This window comes from Pseudomonas sp. JQ170C (genome assembly GCF_035581345.1).
Lineage (GTDB): Bacteria > Pseudomonadota > Gammaproteobacteria > Pseudomonadales > Pseudomonadaceae > Aquipseudomonas.
In genome coordinates, this window is record NZ_CP141608.1 from 2,995,211 (window position 1) to 3,011,218 (window position 16,008).

Sequence of the window (16,008 nt, forward strand, 5' to 3'; positions counted from 1 at the left end):
TATCTCCTGAAGCGCGCCCGTCCAGGCTGCTGGACGGGCGCGCGGGGCGGTTTCAACGCACCGTGACCGGCGCCGTGACAGCCTTGCCGTTGACCGGCTTGATAGTCACCGTCGCAGGCTGCGCCGGTGCGCTGCCGGTGGTATTGGCCGATAGCCGCCAGGTACCGCCGACCAGCACCGAGGCGGTGCCCAGGTTCAAGGGGCCATCGACCATCGCCGCCGTAACCGTCAGGGTGTCGCCGATTTTCAGCGCGCTGGTGCCCGTCAGGTCCCAGGTGTAGCGGTTGCCACTGCGCACGGTGGCCTTGGCACTGGTGACCTTGATGTTCTGGTCCACCTCCACAGGCGCCGGTGTCACTGCAACGCTGACCTGGCCCGCCAGCTTGGAGATTGCGCCCCGGGCGTCCTTGACCTTGTACTCGAAGGTCGCGGTGTAGGGGTCGGCAACCGTTGCAGGCGCAGTGAAGAGCACCCGGGTGCCGTCGGTGCTGACACTGCCGGTGCCCGAGTCCGGTTGCTCCAGGCTGACCACCGCCAGCGGCAGGTCGCCATCGGCGTCACTGTCGTTGGCCAGCACGTTAAGGGTGATCGACTTGCCGGCCTGGGTGGCGCCGCTGTCGTTGGCGGCCACGGGCAGTTGGTTGGGCTTGTCGTCATCGGGGCCACCGTCGCCGTCATCCTTGTCACGGAACGACGGCAGCGCGGCGGAGGCGATGAACTCGACCCCGTCCCAGGTGGGCATGGGCGACGGCATCAGTTGCAGTTGCCCCGGGTGCTCAAGGTCGAAGCGCAGCAGCATGGAGCTGTCTTCATGCTGAGTGTTGTGGCAATGCTCCATGAAGGTCCCGGCGAACTCGCGAAAGCGAATGGCCATTTGAACTTCCTCGGAGCTGTCGACCTCGGGGCCGACGCGATAGAGGTCCTTGCGCGCCCATTTTTCCCATTCAGGCGGCGCCTTGCCGTCGCGGTTGAGAATCACCCCTTCTTCGAAGTGCACGTGTACCGGGTGGCTCCAGCCATTGCCGCCATTCTTGATCGTCCACACCTCGAGGGTGCCGTCACCGCCATAGCCGGCGTCGGTGGGGCCGTTGGCCAACTGCGGCGCAGCGGTAATCCGCCGTGGGTCCATGGAGTAGCCAAAACCTCCGTCGGTCTTGATCGTCCAGGGGGCGGTGTCGGTGCCGTCGGAGCGGCCAAACTCGAAGCTGCGATGGCGTGCCTGCTTGAGCTTGGCCTGCATGGCCGCATCGTCACGGTTGATGGTCAGCGGGATCATGCTCTTGCCGGCCGGTTTGCCCGGTTTGGCCGGTTCGTAGGCCACCGGGTCCATGCTCGCGTCCTGGCCGCTGTAGGCCTTGACGTTCAGTTGCAGGAACTTGCCCACTACCGGGTCGCCGTCGCGCCAGCGTGGGCCTTTGCTGGTCTGGTCGATCACCGCCTTGTATTTCTCGGACAGCACATCGGCCAATGGCACCGCCTCCTTGCTTGGCCCCTTGCCGGTGTCGTGTTCCATGAGGTTGACGAAGAAGATCTTGTCACCGGCTTTGATACCGTTCTTGCTGAAGTTGATGATGATGTCGTAGCGCTCGGCGATGGCCATGGTCGGCAGGATGCCGTTGTCGTCCTTGAGGTCGCCATTGCGGTTGAGGTCCATGCTGCCGTCGAACGGAATGGCGTGCTCCATGAGGTTGCCGTCGTTGGCGATCATGTGGAACGGCACGCGCACATACGAGACGCCGGAGCCCTGCGGCCCGCGGAATTCGCCGCTGTTGCCCTGGACTTCGCGGACCACGGCGATCTTCATGTAGCGCGACACCGAACCATTGAGGATGCGCAAGCGATAGCTGCGTGCGCGTACATCGAAGTAGGGCTTGTACAGCCAGTTGACCATCATCTGGTCGCCGATGAAGCCGTCGATGTTGAAGGGGTTGAACCACAACTGGCCAGTCTGGTCCCAGGCCTTGTCGGCGAAGGTCAGGTTGACGTCATAGTCGCGGTTGCCCCAGGGCAGGGCCGAACCACTGGGCAGGCGCAGGTTGACGCCATCCTCGAAGGTTTCGTTGCCGCGGTCGATGGCACTGTAGTAGTTCATCATCGCCGCGTTGCCCTTGTAGACGTTGTGGGCGGTGAAATCGAGCATGTGGTCGTGAAACCAGTGGGTGCTCATGGTTTCGCGCCAGTCGCCGCGAATCTTGATGCTGCCGTTCTCGCAGGTTTTCAGCCCAGGGGTGGCGTCGTTGACCCACAGGGTTTCGCCAGCGGCGCAGGGGAAGGCTGCGCGGGGGTCCTTGGCGTCGGTGTTGATGGTGTCGTAGCCGGCCAGTTGCACGGGCCAGCGGTAGTCGTAGTACTGGCCGGGGAAAAAGAACGCGTTGGCATAGCCGTCACTTTCGGCCGGCGAGTGACCGTTGTGCTCGTGGGTACTGAGGGTGTGCAAGCCGAAGCCACCGTTGGCCGCAGGATCGATTGGCAGGCCGTTGTAATGACGCATCAGCACCGGTTGCCCGTAGCGCACCATCAATAGCTTGGGCGGCAGGGTGCCGTCGAAGGTCCACAGGTTCTTGTGGTCCTGCACCGGCATGTTCGGGTGAAAGCGGATCTCGATGCCTTTGGTCGAGCCCTTGGTGGCGTTGACGCCGGCAGTGTTGTTGTAAAGGCCATCGGGGCCGAACTCGCCCTTGTTGTAGCCGTGCATCTGCTTGCTGTCGCGCAGGCCGCGGTTCACCCGCGCGCCCACTTGCGCCGTCTTGACCGATGCTTGCGGGTAGAACTCGTTCCAGCGTTGGTGCGACCAGCCCTTTCCAGGCGGGCGTCCTTCGGCAGGCGATCCGACCGGCTGGCGGTTGAGGAAGGTTTCGATCTGCGCTTTCCAGGGGTTGCGGTCCAGCACGTTGGCGTACTGGGTGGGGAAGGGGTACAGCCCCGGCTGGCGCAGGAAAGCCTCCAGCGCGGGGCTCGCCGGGCCACTGCGGGCGACGCTGTTGGGGTCCTGCTCGGGGCTCGCGCCCACGGTGGGCGGTGGGAAGGGAAGTTTGCCGGCTTCGGCGGTGGGGTCGAGCTTCTCGGTACCGAACTCCTCGTACAGCAACATCTGCTGGGTGAAGGGTTGGGCGCCGAACAGCGGGCTGGCCTTGCCGTTGGTTGGGTAGTTGAACGAGGTTTGCTGGGACGGGGGCAGCGCGTTTTCTGCACGGGGCGTGTTTCTGTCGCCCCATGCGCCATTGGGCAATGCCAGTGAGCCGTGGTTGCCCTCGGGCAGCAGTTTCAGCTCATCCAGCGCGGCCTGCACGTCGGTACGCGGCTGGGTGTACGCCGATGGGTCGGTCGGCGGGGGCTGGCTGACATCATCCATGGGCGCCGCGTTGACCGTGACGGCGGTGAACGTACTCAGCAACGCCGGCAATACCCGCGGGTGCCTGAGCAAATAGAGAGATGAACGACGCTCGGTGACGTGATGCATAGCGTTTACCCCGATCCGTACCAGGTGGACTGCCAGGGACAGTCCAAAGAAATAGCCATTGGCCACTTGCCTTTGCCTAACGCAAAAGTTGAGCCAATCGACAGGTACGGCGTTGCCTGAAGCAAAAACGCCTGTTATTCAAGGGCTTGGCCGGTTCGGAAGGGCATTTGATAGCGCCGCAATTATTAGGGTGGGGGTATTTCCCCTAATTTGGGATCCATGTTTCCCCGTTTGCGCCCGGGGTGGGGAATCAGGCCTGATCGGCAGGCCCGGGAAGGGTGAGGGGCGCGGCTTCAAGCACCGCCAGTTCGCCGAAGGACGCCGAGGCATCGATATAGCGCAACGCCGATTTGGCGTCTTTCCAGCCCACATGGTTCATCAATGCCTTGAGCTCCCAGCCATTGCTGGTGGCCCAGGTGGCAAAGCCCCGGCGCAAGGAGTGGCTGGTATATAAAGAAGCCGGCACGCCACCGCGTTCAAGAATGCGCCGCAGCAGCGCGATAAGGCTGTTGCTGTTGAGCGCCTGCTCGCCCAGGTTGCCCCAGCGGTCGAGCTTGCGAAACACCGGGCCATGGGCAATGCCCGCCACTTCGATCCATTGCAGGTAGGCCTGTACCGGGCACAACACTTTCAAGGCCGGGGCCTGGTGACGCACGCCCAGCGCCTGACGGTCGCCTTTGCTGCGCGGTAGGTAAATGGACAGGCCACGGCCGGCCTGGGCCTGAATATGTTCCACCTGCAAGCGCGCCAGCTCATCGCCGCGAAAGCCGCGCCAGAAGCCGATCAGCAGCAGCGCCACATCGCGCCGGGCGCGCAGCAGGGCGGGCAAGTCGTGCTGCTCCCGGGCCTGGTGGGCCTCGGTTTCAAGCTGATCGACGGCCTGTTGCAAGTGCTGAATCTGCAACGCAGCGGCCTGACGGGGTTCGGCGGGGTGCAGGGTGCGGATACCCTTGAGCACCTGGCGCACCATCGGTGCCTTGGTGGGGTCAGGGAAACCCTGGCTCACATGCCACTGCCCCAGCGCTGCCAGGCGTTGCTTGAGGGTGTTGATCGAATGACTCGCGGCATGATCGGCCAGGTAGCGGGCAATGCTGTCGGCGGTGGCGGGCAGGAACCCGCCCCAACTCACCTCGAAGTGTTCCACTGCGGCCTGGTAGCTGCGCCGGGTATTGTCCCGGGTCGCGGCCTGCAGGTAACGCTCGATGGTATTCATTGCCGGCCTTTTATACGGGGTAAGGCGGGTAGTGTAACGCAGCTGTAATCGTGCATCGCGGGGCAAGCCCGCTCCTACCGGTTTGGAGGCGGGGGCGGGAGGAGGCAAACGCAGATGAACAAAGCGCCGGCAAGGGTGCCGGCGCTCTGAGGGAGAAAGCCTTGCGGCTTAGGCTTGAACTACTGCAATCCTGGTGCTCGCGGCCGCCTCGCGGAACTCGGCGATCTGGTCGAAGCTCAGGTAGCGGTACACGTCGGCCGCCATGCTGTCGATGTTCTTCGCGTACTCCATGTACGCATCGACGGTTGGCAGTTTGCCCAGGATCGAGGCAACCGCCGCCAGCTCGGCCGAGGCCAGGTAGACGTTGGTGGCGTCGCCCAGGCGGTTCGGGAAGTTGCGGGTCGAGGTGGAGACCACGGTCGAACCGGTCTGCACACGTGCCTGGTTACCCATGCACAGCGAGCAGCCTGGCATTTCCATGCGCGCACCGGCCCGACCGTAGATACCGTAGTAGCCTTCCTCGGTCAGTTGGTGCGCGTCCAGCTTGGTCGGCGGCGCCAGCCACAGCCGGGTAGGGATGCCACCCTTGACCTTTTCCAGCAGCTTGCCGGCAGCGCGGAAGTGACCGATGTTGGTCATGCACGAACCGATGAACACTTCGTCGATCTGCTGGCCTTGAACGGTCGATAGCAGGCGCGCATCGTCCGGGTCGTTCGGGGCGCAGAGCACCGGCTCTTTGACGTCGGCCAGGTCGATCTCGATGATTTCGGCGTACTCGGCATCGGCGTCGGCCTCCAGCAACACCGGGTTGGCCAGCCAGGCTTCCATCGCCTGGGCGCGACGCTCCAGGGTACGGGCGTCGCCGTAGCCTTCGCTGATCATCCAGCGCAGCAGGGTGATGTTCGACTGCAGGTACTCGGCGATCGCCTTTTCCGGCAGCTTGATCGAGCAGCCGGCAGCGGAACGCTCGGCCGAGGCGTCGGACAGCTCGAAGGCTTGCTCGACAGTCAGTTCGTCCAGGCCTTCGATTTCCAGGATGCGGCCGGAGAAGGCGTTGATCTTGCTTTTCTTCTCGACGGTCAGCAGGCCCTGCTGGATGGCGTAGTACGGGATCGCATGGACCAGGTCACGCAGGGTGATGCCCGGTTGCAGCTTGCCCTTGAAGCGCACCAGTACCGACTCCGGCATGTCCAGCGGCATGACGCCGGTGGCGGCGGCAAAGGCGATCAGACCGGAACCGGCCGGGAACGAGATGCCGATCGGGAAGCGGGTGTGCGAGTCACCGCCGGTACCGACGGTGTCCGGCAGCAGCATGCGGTTGAGCCAGCTATGGATGATGCCATCGCCCACCTTCAAGGAAACACCGCCACGGGTGCGCATGAAGTCCGGCAGGGTGTGGTGGGTTTTCAAATCCACAGGCTTGGGGTAGGCCGCGGTGTGGCAGAACGACTGCATGACCAGGTCAGCGGAGAAACCCAGGCAGGCCAGGTCTTTGAGCTCGTCACGGGTCATCGGGCCGGTGGTGTCCTGGGAGCCGACGGTGGTCATCTTCGGCTCGCAGTAGGTGCCTGGCCGAATACCGGTCACGCCGCAGGCCTTGCCGACCATTTTCTGCGCCAGGGTGAAGCCCTTGCCGGTGTCGGCAGGCTGCTCCGGCTTCTGGAACAGCTCGGAAACCGGCAGGCCCAGCTCGGCGCGGGCCTTGTCGGTCAGGCCACGGCCGACGATCAGCGGGATACGGCCGCCAGCGCGGACTTCGTCGAGCAGCACCGGGGTCTTCAGCTCGAAGGTGGCGATGACCTCGTCGGTGCCGTGCTTGCAGACTTTACCGGCGTGCGGGTAGACGTCGATGACGTCGCCCATGTTCAGGTTCGAGACGTCGAACTCGATCGGCAGGGCGCCGGCGTCTTCCATGGTGTTGTAGAAGATCGGGGCAATTTTGTTACCGAAGCAGAAACCGCCAGCGCGCTTGTTCGGCACGTACGGGATGTCGTCGCCGAAGAACCACAGCACCGAGTTGGTGGCGGATTTGCGCGAGGAGCCGGTACCCACCACGTCGCCGACGTAGGCAACCGGGAAGCCCTTGGCCTTGACTTCTTCGATCTGCTTGAGCGGGCCAACGGCGCCAGGCTGCTCGGGGTTGATGCCGTCACGGGCCATTTTCAGCATGGCCAGGGCGTGCAACGGGATGTCTGGGCGCGACCAGGCGTCCGGGGCAGGGGACAGGTCGTCGGTGTTGGTTTCGCCAGGGACCTTGAACACCGTCAGGCTGTATTTTTCAGCGATGGCAGGCTTGCTGGTGAACCACTCGCCGGCAGCCCAGGAGTCCAGCACGGCCTTGGCGTGGACGTTACCGGCCTTGGCTTTTTCGGCGACGTCGTGGAAGGCATCGAACATCAGCAGGGTGTGCTTGAGTTGTTCGGCGGCGACGGCGGCCAGCTCAGTGTTGTCCAGTAGCTCAATGAGGGTGGCGATGTTGTAGCCGCCCTGCATGGTGCCCAGCAGCTCGACCGCACGCGTTTTGTCGATCAGCGGCGACGCGGCTTCGCCCTTGGCGATAGCAGAGAGGAAGCCGGCCTTGACGTAGGCGGCTTCGTCTACGCCTGGCGGAACGCGGTGGGTGATCAGCTCGACGAGGACGGCTTCTTCGCCTGCAGGCGGGGTTTTCAGCAGCTCGATCAGGCCTGCGGTTTGCTCGGCATCAAGCGCGAGGGGTGGCAAGCCTTCTTCGGCGCGCACTTTCAGGTGGCGGTTATAAGCTTCGAGCACTGGCGATCTCCTGCATGTGGCGTACCGGGGGAGTAAAAAAGCAGGGGCAGATATTTGGCTAGTGAGAGTGACCACTGACACGACCGCCAAATAACAACCTGCTCCTGCGTAAAGCGATTCTGTTGACACATTTGCGAATATTGCGCGGAATCTAAAGGATCTTAAGCGGCATTACAACAGGATTGTCGACACATTGAGAGGGCCCGCCTCTTTGCGGTCGGTTCCAAAGGCTCTGCCTCGGGCCCTGTCAGACGTAACGCCGCTGCGTCGGCACGGCAGGCATGGCAGGTACTGATCACCCAGGCGGCCACACCTGTCCCACCCCAACACGGGTGGGACGTATGGCCTGCAGGATCGGATAGGGTTGAGCTTTGATCGATGTTCACGAGCCCACGTTGAAGATTCCGCGACTTACCGACATTCAGCAGCTGTCAATCGACAGCATGCGCACCTTCGTCCAGCAGGAGGTCACGCCTCATGCTGCCTTGCTGCGTTTTGGCCCGGCATCGCGTGAGCAACTGCTGGAATTTACCCAGGCGGTCGCCGAGTTCGGCCTGCCCGGGCTTGCGGTACCCAAGGCATTGGGTGGCTCGGGCATGGACTGGGCGACCCAGGCGCGGTTGTTCGAGGAGCTGGTAAAAGGCAGCCCTGAACTGGCCAGCGTGGTGTTGATCAACATGCTGGCCGTCGAACTGTTGCTGCTGCGCCCTGACCTGTGCAGTCGATACCTGCCGGACTTGCTGGCCGGGCGCAGCATTGCCGGGCTGGGAATGGCGATTGCCCCGCATTCACCCGGCGGGCCCTTGCACGCGCAACGCAGCGGCGAACACATCCTGCTCGATGGCAAAATCGACGAAGTGGCCGGCGGTCTGTGGGCGAACCTGCTGATCAGCGCTGTTGCCCTTGACGATCAATCTTCGTGCTTTGTGCTGCTGGATCGTCGGCGGGACCGCTACGACACCCGGGCCATCCGCCTCGATAGCAACGCTGCGCGGGTGCAGTTCACCGCTACCCGGGTCAGCAGCGAGTTCGTCCTCGGTGATGCCGGGGCGCAGTCGCTGTTGTCGCGCCGGTTGCTGGATGTGCTCAAGCTGTATGAGGGGGTAGCCCGGGTGGCGCAGGCGCAGGTGATGCTCGACGCGACCCTGGCCGCGGTGCCTGCCTCGGCAACCCTCGAAGCCCCCTGTGTCGGTGCGCCGCTGGTGACCATGCACCTTGCAGAAATGATCACCCAGGTCGAGGCCGCACGCTTGATGTGCCATCGTGGCCTGCTGTTGGCCCAGGAGCATCAGGATTGCGCAGCGGAATCAAGCATGGCGCTGTTTTTCGCCCAAGGCGCAGTGGACCGGATCGAGCGCCACGTCGACTGGATCAACGGCACGCGCAGCGAGCGCTCGCCGTTGCTGGCGCTGCAACTGGGCGCGCTTTCCTGCGAGGAGAGCAAGGTTCATGCACAGAGTATTGTCAGCCACCGGATCTGCTGACGCGCTGTTTACCCCGCTTTGCTCCTGTCTTGTTTGAGAGTCTCCCTTCAGCCCGGCTTGGGTGCGCGACTGGCCCTGCGTGGCCGCTCGTGTTGAGCCGCATGTCCTGGCCTTCCCCCATTTCTGGCACCCCGCGGCGTTCGATGTACGCCTTCAGCTACTTCCGAGCGCCAATTTGACCCTTCAGATGCGATAAGCCGTGATTATTCAATCTTATAAAGTGCTTTTTAAGGCATCCTTTTTCATGTTGAGATACCATGTAAATACATAGTACGTACCACATTACGAAATAGTAGGAGACACCATGGCCCGCGGCGGTATCAACAAGGCAGTAGTGCAGAAAGCCCGCCAGGCGCTGCTGGCCCGTGGTGTACACCCGAGTATCGATGCAGTACGTATCGAACTGGGCAATACCGGCTCGAAAACCACCATTCACCGCTACCTGAAAGAGCTCGACAGCCTGCACCCGGCCGCCGCGCCGATGAGCGCGCCAAGCCTGAGCGGCACATTGGCGGCGCTGGTCGAGCAGTTGTCCGAGCAATTGAGAGAAGAAGGGGAGGCGCGGATCGAGGAGGCGCGCACGGCGTTCGAGGCAGAGCGCGAGACGCTTCAGGCCCAGGTGAAGATCAGCCAGCAGGCCCTGGCGGCGTTGCAGCAACAACACGAGATTCAGGCCGCCGCGCTGGCCATGCAGTCAGAAGCGCTCGACACCAGCCGCAGCAGCCTGCAAACCGAACACACCCGCAACGCCACGCTCACTCAGGCGGTGGGTGAACTGAACCTGCGCCTGGCCGACAAGGACGAACAGATTGCGTCGCTTGAAGAGAAACACCAGCACGCCCGCGACGCCCTGGAGCATTACCGCAGCGCCAGTCGCGAACAGCGCGAGCAGGAGCAGCGGCGCCATGAGGGCCAGGTGCAGCAATTGCAGGTCGAGCTGCGGCAGTTGCAGCAGACACTGATCGTCAAGCAGGACGAGCTGACCCGCCTGAACCGCGACAACGAAGGCTTGCTGGTACAGATCCGTACGCTCAAGGACGCCCAGCGCACGCTCAAGACCCAGAACGACCGGCGCCAGGCGCAGATCCAGGGGCTGGAAGTGAACCTGGCGCAGCTCGATGGCTCGCGCAGCGAGCTGGAAAAACAGAATCAGAACCTGGCATTGAGCCTGGCGGAGCGGGTGACCGAGTTGCGCCAGCAACTGCAACTGATCGGCAAGCTTGAGGCGCAGCTACGCCAGGCCGAAAAGGCGGCGCAACCGGTTCAGGACACGCCCTGAAGGTCCAGGCGCATGGCGCAGCGATTGCGCAGGCCGTGCTGGTGTTCGGCCGCCAACTGGCGTTGCAGAAAGTCGCTGCAGCGTTCGCTGGCTAGCTGCTCGAACCCCAGGCGGGCATAGAACGGTGCATTCCACGGCACCTGGGTGAAGGTGGTCAGGGTCAGCCCCCCATAGCCGCGCGAACGTGCCCAGTCGGCGGCGGTGCCGATCAGCTGTCGCCCCAGCCCTCGGCCCTGTGCGATTTGATGCACCGACAACTCGATGATGTGCCAATCCTCGTCGCAGTCCTGGCCGCACAGAAAGCCCAGCGGGCGGTCCTGGGCATCGACAGCCACCCATTCGTGTTGCTTGAGCAGGAAGTCCATGTGCTGGTCGGCAGCGATCACCGGACTGCTGGCCAGGTACTCCAGCCCCGGGACCGCGGCAAAGGACTGCGCCGCCGCGCGTTCGACGGCAGGGAGCATGGGGGCATCGGCAGGGAGGGCAAGGCGGATGGCAATGGTCATGGCGTGCAAGTGTGAACAACGGGCAATTCGCGGGTCAAGCCTGCCCAGGCACCCTGAACCGCTACCCAAGCTTTTTACTGTGCAACAACCACAAAAATCATAATTTCGCTATTTCCCGCCGCTACCCAGAATGCGACCTACACCCACCCACGGCCATCCGCGTGGGGAACCTCAGTAGGGCGCAGAGATGACAAACAATAAAACCGTAATAGACACGCTCGTGGTTGGCGCCGGTCAAGCCGGTATCGCCATGAGCGAACACCTGAGCCGACTTGGCGTGCCGCACCTGGTGCTGGAGCGCAACCGCATTGCCGAAGCCTGGCGCACCGGGCGGTGGGACTCGCTGGTTGCCAATGGCCCGGCCTGGCACGACCGCTTTCCGGGCCTGGAATTCGAGGGCCTGGACCCGGACGCGTTCGCCGCCAAGGAGCAGGTGGCCGACTACTTCGAGGCCTACGCCAGGAAATTCAACGCCCCGGTCCGTACCGGCGTAGAGGTGACCCAGGTGCAACGCAATGTCGGGCGCCCGGGTTTCACCATCGAAACCTCCGACGGCGTGATCGAGGCCATCAATGTGGTGGTTGCCACTGGCCCGTTCCAACGCCCGGTGATTCCGGCCATCGCACCGGCCGGCGGCAGCGTCACCCAGATTCACTCTGCGCAGTACCGCAACCCCCAACAACTGGCCGAAGGTGCCGTGCTGGTGGTGGGCGCAGGCTCGTCGGGCGTACAGATCGCCGACGAGTTGCAACGCGCTGGCAAGCAGGTCTACCTCTCGGTCGGTGCCCACGACCGTCCACCGCGTGCCTATCGCAACCGCGACTTTTGCTGGTGGCTGGGTGTACTGGGCCTGTGGGACGCCGAGGGCGTGCAGCCGGGTAAAGAGCACGTGACCATCGCCGTGAGCGGCGCCCGTGGCGGCCACACCGTGGACTTTCGCCGGCTGGCCCAGCAGGGCATGACGCTGGTCGGGCTGACCAAGGCGTTCAACGACGGTGTGGTGAGCTTCGAGTCGAACCTGGCCGAGAACATTGCCCGCGGCGATGAAAACTACCTGGCCCTGCTCGATGCCGCCGATGCCTACATAGACGCCAATGGCCTGGACCTGCCGCTGGAACCCGAAGCGCGGATCATGCTGCCGGACCCGGAATGCATCACCCAGCCGATCCTGACGCTGGACCTGGCCAAGGCCGGCATCACCACCGTCATCTGGGCCACAGGCTACTCGGTCGACTACGACTGGCTGAAGGTCGATGCCTTCAAGGCCGACGGCAAGCCGCAGCACCAGCGCGGCGTTTCCAGCGAACCCGGAATCTACTTTGTCGGCCTGCCGTGGCTGGCCCGTCGCGGCTCGGCCTTTATCTGGGGGGTGTGGCACGACGCCCGGCACATCGGTGAACACATCATCAAGCAGCGCGCTTATTTCGATTACCGGGATGCCTCGCAACGCCAGGCCCCCACCTGCGACACCCACCTCAAAGCCGCCAGCCTCATGGGAGCCCGTTGATGCCTACTCATACCCGCATCCGCATGTTCAACACCAAAGACACCTACCCCAACCAGACCCTGGACAACGACCTGTGCCAGGCAGTGCGTGCCGGCAACACCGTGTATGTGCGCGGTCAGGTGGGCACCGACTTCAATGGCCAGCTGGTCGGGCTCGGTGACCCGCGCGCCCAGGCCGAGCAGGCCATGCGCAACGTCAAGCAACTGCTGGAGGAAGCCGGCAGCGACCTGAGCCACATCGTCAAGACCACCACCTACCTGATCGACCCGCGGTATCGGGAGCCGGTGTATCAGGAAGTCGGCAAGTGGCTCAAAGGCGTGTTCCCGATTTCCACGGGGCTGGTGGTCAGTGCCCTGGGCCAGCCGCAGTGGCTGATGGAAATCGACGTGATCGCGGTCATCCCCGAGTAAGGAGCCTGCCATGACCTTTTCCATCGTCGGCCGCTGCGCCGAAACCGGCCAGCTGGGTATCGCCATCAGCTCATCGAGCATCGCCGTCGGTGCCCGTTGCCCCTGGCTGCGTACCGGTGTGGGGGCTGTATCGAGCCAGAACATCACGTTGCCGGCCCTGGGCACCCAGGTGCTCGACGCACTTGATGAAGGCCTGGCACCGCATCAGGCCCTGGACCACGCACTGACCCGCAACGGCTACAGCCAGTACCGCCAGGTGGCGGTGGTCGATGCCCAGGGGCGCACGGCGCTGTTCAGTGGAACCCATACCTTGGGCACCCATAACGCCCTGGCCGGCGATCAGTGCGTGGCGGCCGGCAATCTGCTGGCCAACACCGCCGTGATCGAACGCATGGTCCAGGCCTTTGAAAACAGCGAAGGCTGCCTGGCGGCGCGCCTGCTCACGGCGCTGCAAGCCGGGCAGGACGCCGGTGGCGAGGCGGGCGCGGTGCATTCGGCGGCAGTGTCGGTGGTCGGCGAGCTGGTCTGGCCGATAGTCGACCTGCGCGTGGATTGGGCCGACGAGAACCCCATCGGTGAACTGCACAAACTCTGGAGCGCCTACGAGCCACAGCTACAGGACTACCTGACCCGCGCCCTCAACCCGACCCTGGCGCCCAGCTACGGAGTGCCGGGCGATGAGTGAGCTGCGCAGTCGCGCCGTGCTGGCCAGGCTGATCGGCTTTGCCACGGTCAGCCGCGACTCCAACCTCGCGCTGATCGAGTTCGTGCGCGACTACCTGCACGACCTGGGCGTTAGCTGCGAGCTGATCTACAACGCCGAGCGCAGCAAGGCCAACCTGCTCGCCAGTATCGGCCCGGATATAGAGGGCGGCGTGGTGCTGTCGGGGCACACCGACGTGGTTCCGGTGGACGGCCAGGCCTGGACGGTCGAGCCGTTCAGCCTGACCGAGCGTGACGGCAAGCTGTACGGACGCGGCGCCGCCGACATGAAGGGCTACCTGGCCTCGGTGCTGGCCGCCGTGCCGCTGTTCCTGGACAGCGACCTGCGCCGCCCGGTGCACCTGGCGTTCTCCTATGACGAGGAGGTCGGTTGCCTGGGCGTGCGCAGCCTGCTGGCGGTGCTGCCCCAGCGCATCGCCACGCCTGCGCTGTGCCTGATCGGCGAGCCCACCGAACTCAAGCCGGTGCTCGGCCACAAGGGCAAGCTGGCCATGCGTTGCCATGTGCACGGTGCGCCGTGCCATTCGGCCTACGCGCCCTATGGCGTCAATGCCATCGAACAGGCGGCACGGCTGATCGGCCGCCTGGGCGAGATCGGCCAGCGCCTGGCTGCCCCCGAGCATCACGACCCGCGCTTTGATCCGGCGTTCTCGACCGTGCAGGTCGGGGTGATCCAGGGCGGTACGGCGCTGAACATTGTGCCGGCCGATTGCCGTTTCGACTTCGAGGTCCGTGCGTTGCCGGCCTTCGAGCCGCAAGCGGTAATCGACGAACTGCACACCTACGCCCACCAGCAACTGCTGCCCGCCATGCAGGCGGTCAAGGCCGATACGGCCATTCGCTTTGAACCGATTTCGGCCTACCCGGGCCTGGCCACCGCGCCTGAAAGCGCTGCCGCCCGGCTGGTTGCGCAGCTATGCGGTAGCGACGACTTCACCACCGTGGCATTTGGCACCGAGGGCGGCCTGTTTGCTCAGGCCGGCATCCCGGCGGTGGTCTGCGGCCCCGGCAGCATGGAGCAGGGCCACAAGCCCGACGAATTTGTCAGCGTCGAACAGATGGCGGCCTGTGACCGCCTGATGGACCGGCTGGCCGCTTACCTATCTACCCCCTGATTCTCCAACAGCGGATAACAACAAGGAGTCTGCGGTGAACGATTTCAATGACTGGACCACCCTGGCAGCAGGACTACGGCTGATCGACAGCGCCTTTATCGAAGGCGAACCCTATGCGGCACAGAATGGTGCGCGCCTCGAGGTGATCAACCCGGCCAACAATCGCCTGCTGGCCAAGGTGGTTGCCAGTGGTGAAGCCGACATCGACCACGCCGTGCGCAGCGCCCGCCGTGCGTTCGAGCAAGGCCCCTGGGCGCGCATGGCACCGGGGGAGCGCAAGGCGATTCTGTTGCGCCTGTCGCAGCTGATGCTTGAACACCGCGATGAGTTGGCGTTGCTCGATTCCCTGAGCATGGGCAAACCGGTGATGGACGCCTGGAACATCGACGTACCGGGCGCCGCCCATGTGTTCGCCTGGTACGGCGAAAGCCTGGACAAGCTCTACGATCAGGTCGCGCCGACCGCCAGCAACGCGCTGGCCACCATCACCCGCGTGCCGCTGGGGGTGATCGGCGCGGTGGTGCCGTGGAACTTTCCGTTGGACATGGCGGCCTGGAAACTGGCCCCGGCCCTGGCCGCAGGCAACAGCGTAGTGCTCAAGCCCGCCGAGCAATCGCCGTTCTCGGCCCTGCGCCTGGCGGAGCTTGCGCTTGAGGCAGGCATTCCGGCGGGTGTGCTCAACGTGGTGCCGGGCCTGGGCGAAGTGGCCGGACGCGCACTGGGGCTGCACATGGACGTCGATGCCCTGGTGTTCACCGGCTCCACCGAAGTGGGCAAGTACTTCATGCAGTACGCCGCGCAGTCGAACCTCAAGCAGGTGTGGCTCGAATGCGGCGGCAAGAGCCCGAACCTGGTGTTCGCCGATTGCCAGGACCTGGACCTGGCCGCCGAGAAAGCCGCCTTCGGCATCTTCTTCAACCAGGGCGAGGTCTGCTCGGCCAACTCGCGCCTGCTGGTGCAGCGCTCGATCCATGACGCATTCGTCGAGCGTCTGATCGACAAGGCGCGCCAGTGGGCCCCCGGCAACCCGCTGAACCCGGCGAGCAGGGCAGGGGCGATTGTCGATACGCGTCAGGCGCAGCGGATCATGCAGTACATCGAACAGGCCCGGGCCGAAGGCGCGCAACTGGCCTGTGGCGGGCGCCAGCTGAGCTTCGATGGCTCGGGCAATTTCATCGAACCCACGATCTTCACCGGCGTCACCGCCGACATGACCCTGGCCCGCGAAGAAGTGTTCGGCCCCGTACTGGCTGTGACGGCGTTCGACGATGAGGACGAGGCCGTGGCCATCGCCAATGACCACATCTATGGCCTGGCTGCCTCGGTCTGGAGCGATGACCTCAACCGCGCCCACCGCGTCGCCCGCCGCCTCAACGCCGGCACGGTGTCGGTGAACACCGTCGATGCCCTGGATGTGACCGTGCCGTTCGGCGGTGGCAAGCAATCGGGCTTTGGTCGCGACCTGTCACTGCACTCGTTCGACAAATACACGCAGTTGAAGACCACCTGGATTCAATTACGCGGGTAGAAGCGGGCGTGCCC

General features: G+C 64.2%; 11 protein-coding genes. 7 read left to right on the forward strand and 4 right to left on the reverse strand.

Going from position 1 to position 16,008, the window contains the following annotated elements:
* Window positions 1-52: 52 nt before the first annotated feature.
* From U9R80_RS13830 to acnB, 3 genes are all read right to left on the reverse strand, one after another.
* A complete protein-coding gene (locus U9R80_RS13830; RefSeq protein WP_442964908.1) occupies window positions 53-3,460 on the reverse strand; it encodes an Ig-like domain-containing protein in 3,408 nt (1,135 codons plus the stop codon).
* A gap of 250 nt (window positions 3,461-3,710) precedes the next feature.
* Entirely contained in the window at window positions 3,711-4,673 is a 963-nt protein-coding gene (locus U9R80_RS13835) for a site-specific integrase (RefSeq protein WP_301837714.1), read from the reverse strand.
* 168 nt (window positions 4,674-4,841) lie between these two features.
* Complete coding sequence (acnB, locus tag U9R80_RS13840) at window positions 4,842-7,442, reverse strand: bifunctional aconitate hydratase 2/2-methylisocitrate dehydratase (protein ID WP_301837713.1); 2,601 nt, start codon at window positions 7,440-7,442, stop codon at window positions 4,842-4,844.
* 443 nt (window positions 7,443-7,885) lie between these two features.
* Here acnB and U9R80_RS13845 point away from each other — a divergent pair, with 443 nt between their 5' ends.
* Together U9R80_RS13845 and U9R80_RS13850 are read left to right on the forward strand one after the other, a co-directional pair.
* The gene (locus tag U9R80_RS13845; protein ID WP_324802923.1) at window positions 7,886-8,926 is read left to right on the forward strand and encodes an acyl-CoA dehydrogenase family protein; all 1,041 of its coding nucleotides are present in this window, start codon (window positions 7,886-7,888) and stop codon (window positions 8,924-8,926) included.
* A 304-nt stretch (window positions 8,927-9,230) separates the two neighbouring features.
* On the forward strand, window positions 9,231-10,205 hold the full coding sequence (locus U9R80_RS13850) for a DNA-binding protein (RefSeq protein ID WP_301837711.1): 975 nt from the start codon (window positions 9,231-9,233) through the stop codon (window positions 10,203-10,205).
* Here the strand turns inward: U9R80_RS13850 and U9R80_RS13855 are convergent.
* On the reverse strand, window positions 10,190-10,711 hold the full coding sequence (locus tag U9R80_RS13855; RefSeq protein ID WP_301837709.1) for a GNAT family N-acetyltransferase: 522 nt from the start codon (window positions 10,709-10,711) through the stop codon (window positions 10,190-10,192). The two genes, U9R80_RS13850 and U9R80_RS13855, sit on opposite strands and share 16 nt — an antisense overlap.
* 187 nt (window positions 10,712-10,898) lie before the next feature.
* Between U9R80_RS13855 and U9R80_RS13860 the strand changes: the two genes are divergently transcribed.
* The 5 genes from U9R80_RS13860 to U9R80_RS13880 are packed head-to-tail and all read left to right on the forward strand — an operon-like array spanning window position 10,899 to window position 15,994.
* Entirely contained in the window at window positions 10,899-12,218 is a 1,320-nt protein-coding gene (locus tag U9R80_RS13860) for a flavin-containing monooxygenase (RefSeq protein ID WP_301837708.1), read from the forward strand.
* Window positions 12,218-12,628, forward strand: a complete 411-nt coding sequence (locus tag U9R80_RS13865) for a RidA family protein (RefSeq protein ID WP_003201555.1) — start codon at window positions 12,218-12,220, stop codon at window positions 12,626-12,628. Before U9R80_RS13860 ends, U9R80_RS13865 begins: the two co-directional genes overlap by 1 nt.
* Before the next feature lie 10 nt (window positions 12,629-12,638).
* Window positions 12,639-13,313, forward strand: coding sequence for a DUF1028 domain-containing protein (locus tag U9R80_RS13870; RefSeq protein WP_301837704.1), 675 nt, complete (start codon window positions 12,639-12,641; stop codon window positions 13,311-13,313).
* Window positions 13,306-14,466 (forward strand): acetylornithine deacetylase, encoded by a 1,161-nt coding sequence (gene argE / locus U9R80_RS13875; RefSeq protein WP_301837703.1) that lies wholly within the window; start codon window positions 13,306-13,308, stop codon window positions 14,464-14,466. The genes U9R80_RS13870 and argE overlap by 8 nt, the downstream gene beginning before the upstream one ends.
* 34 nt (window positions 14,467-14,500) lie before the next feature.
* On the forward strand, window positions 14,501-15,994 hold the full coding sequence (locus tag U9R80_RS13880; protein ID WP_301837702.1) for an aldehyde dehydrogenase: 1,494 nt from the start codon (window positions 14,501-14,503) through the stop codon (window positions 15,992-15,994).
* Window positions 15,995-16,008: the final 14 nt, after the last annotated feature.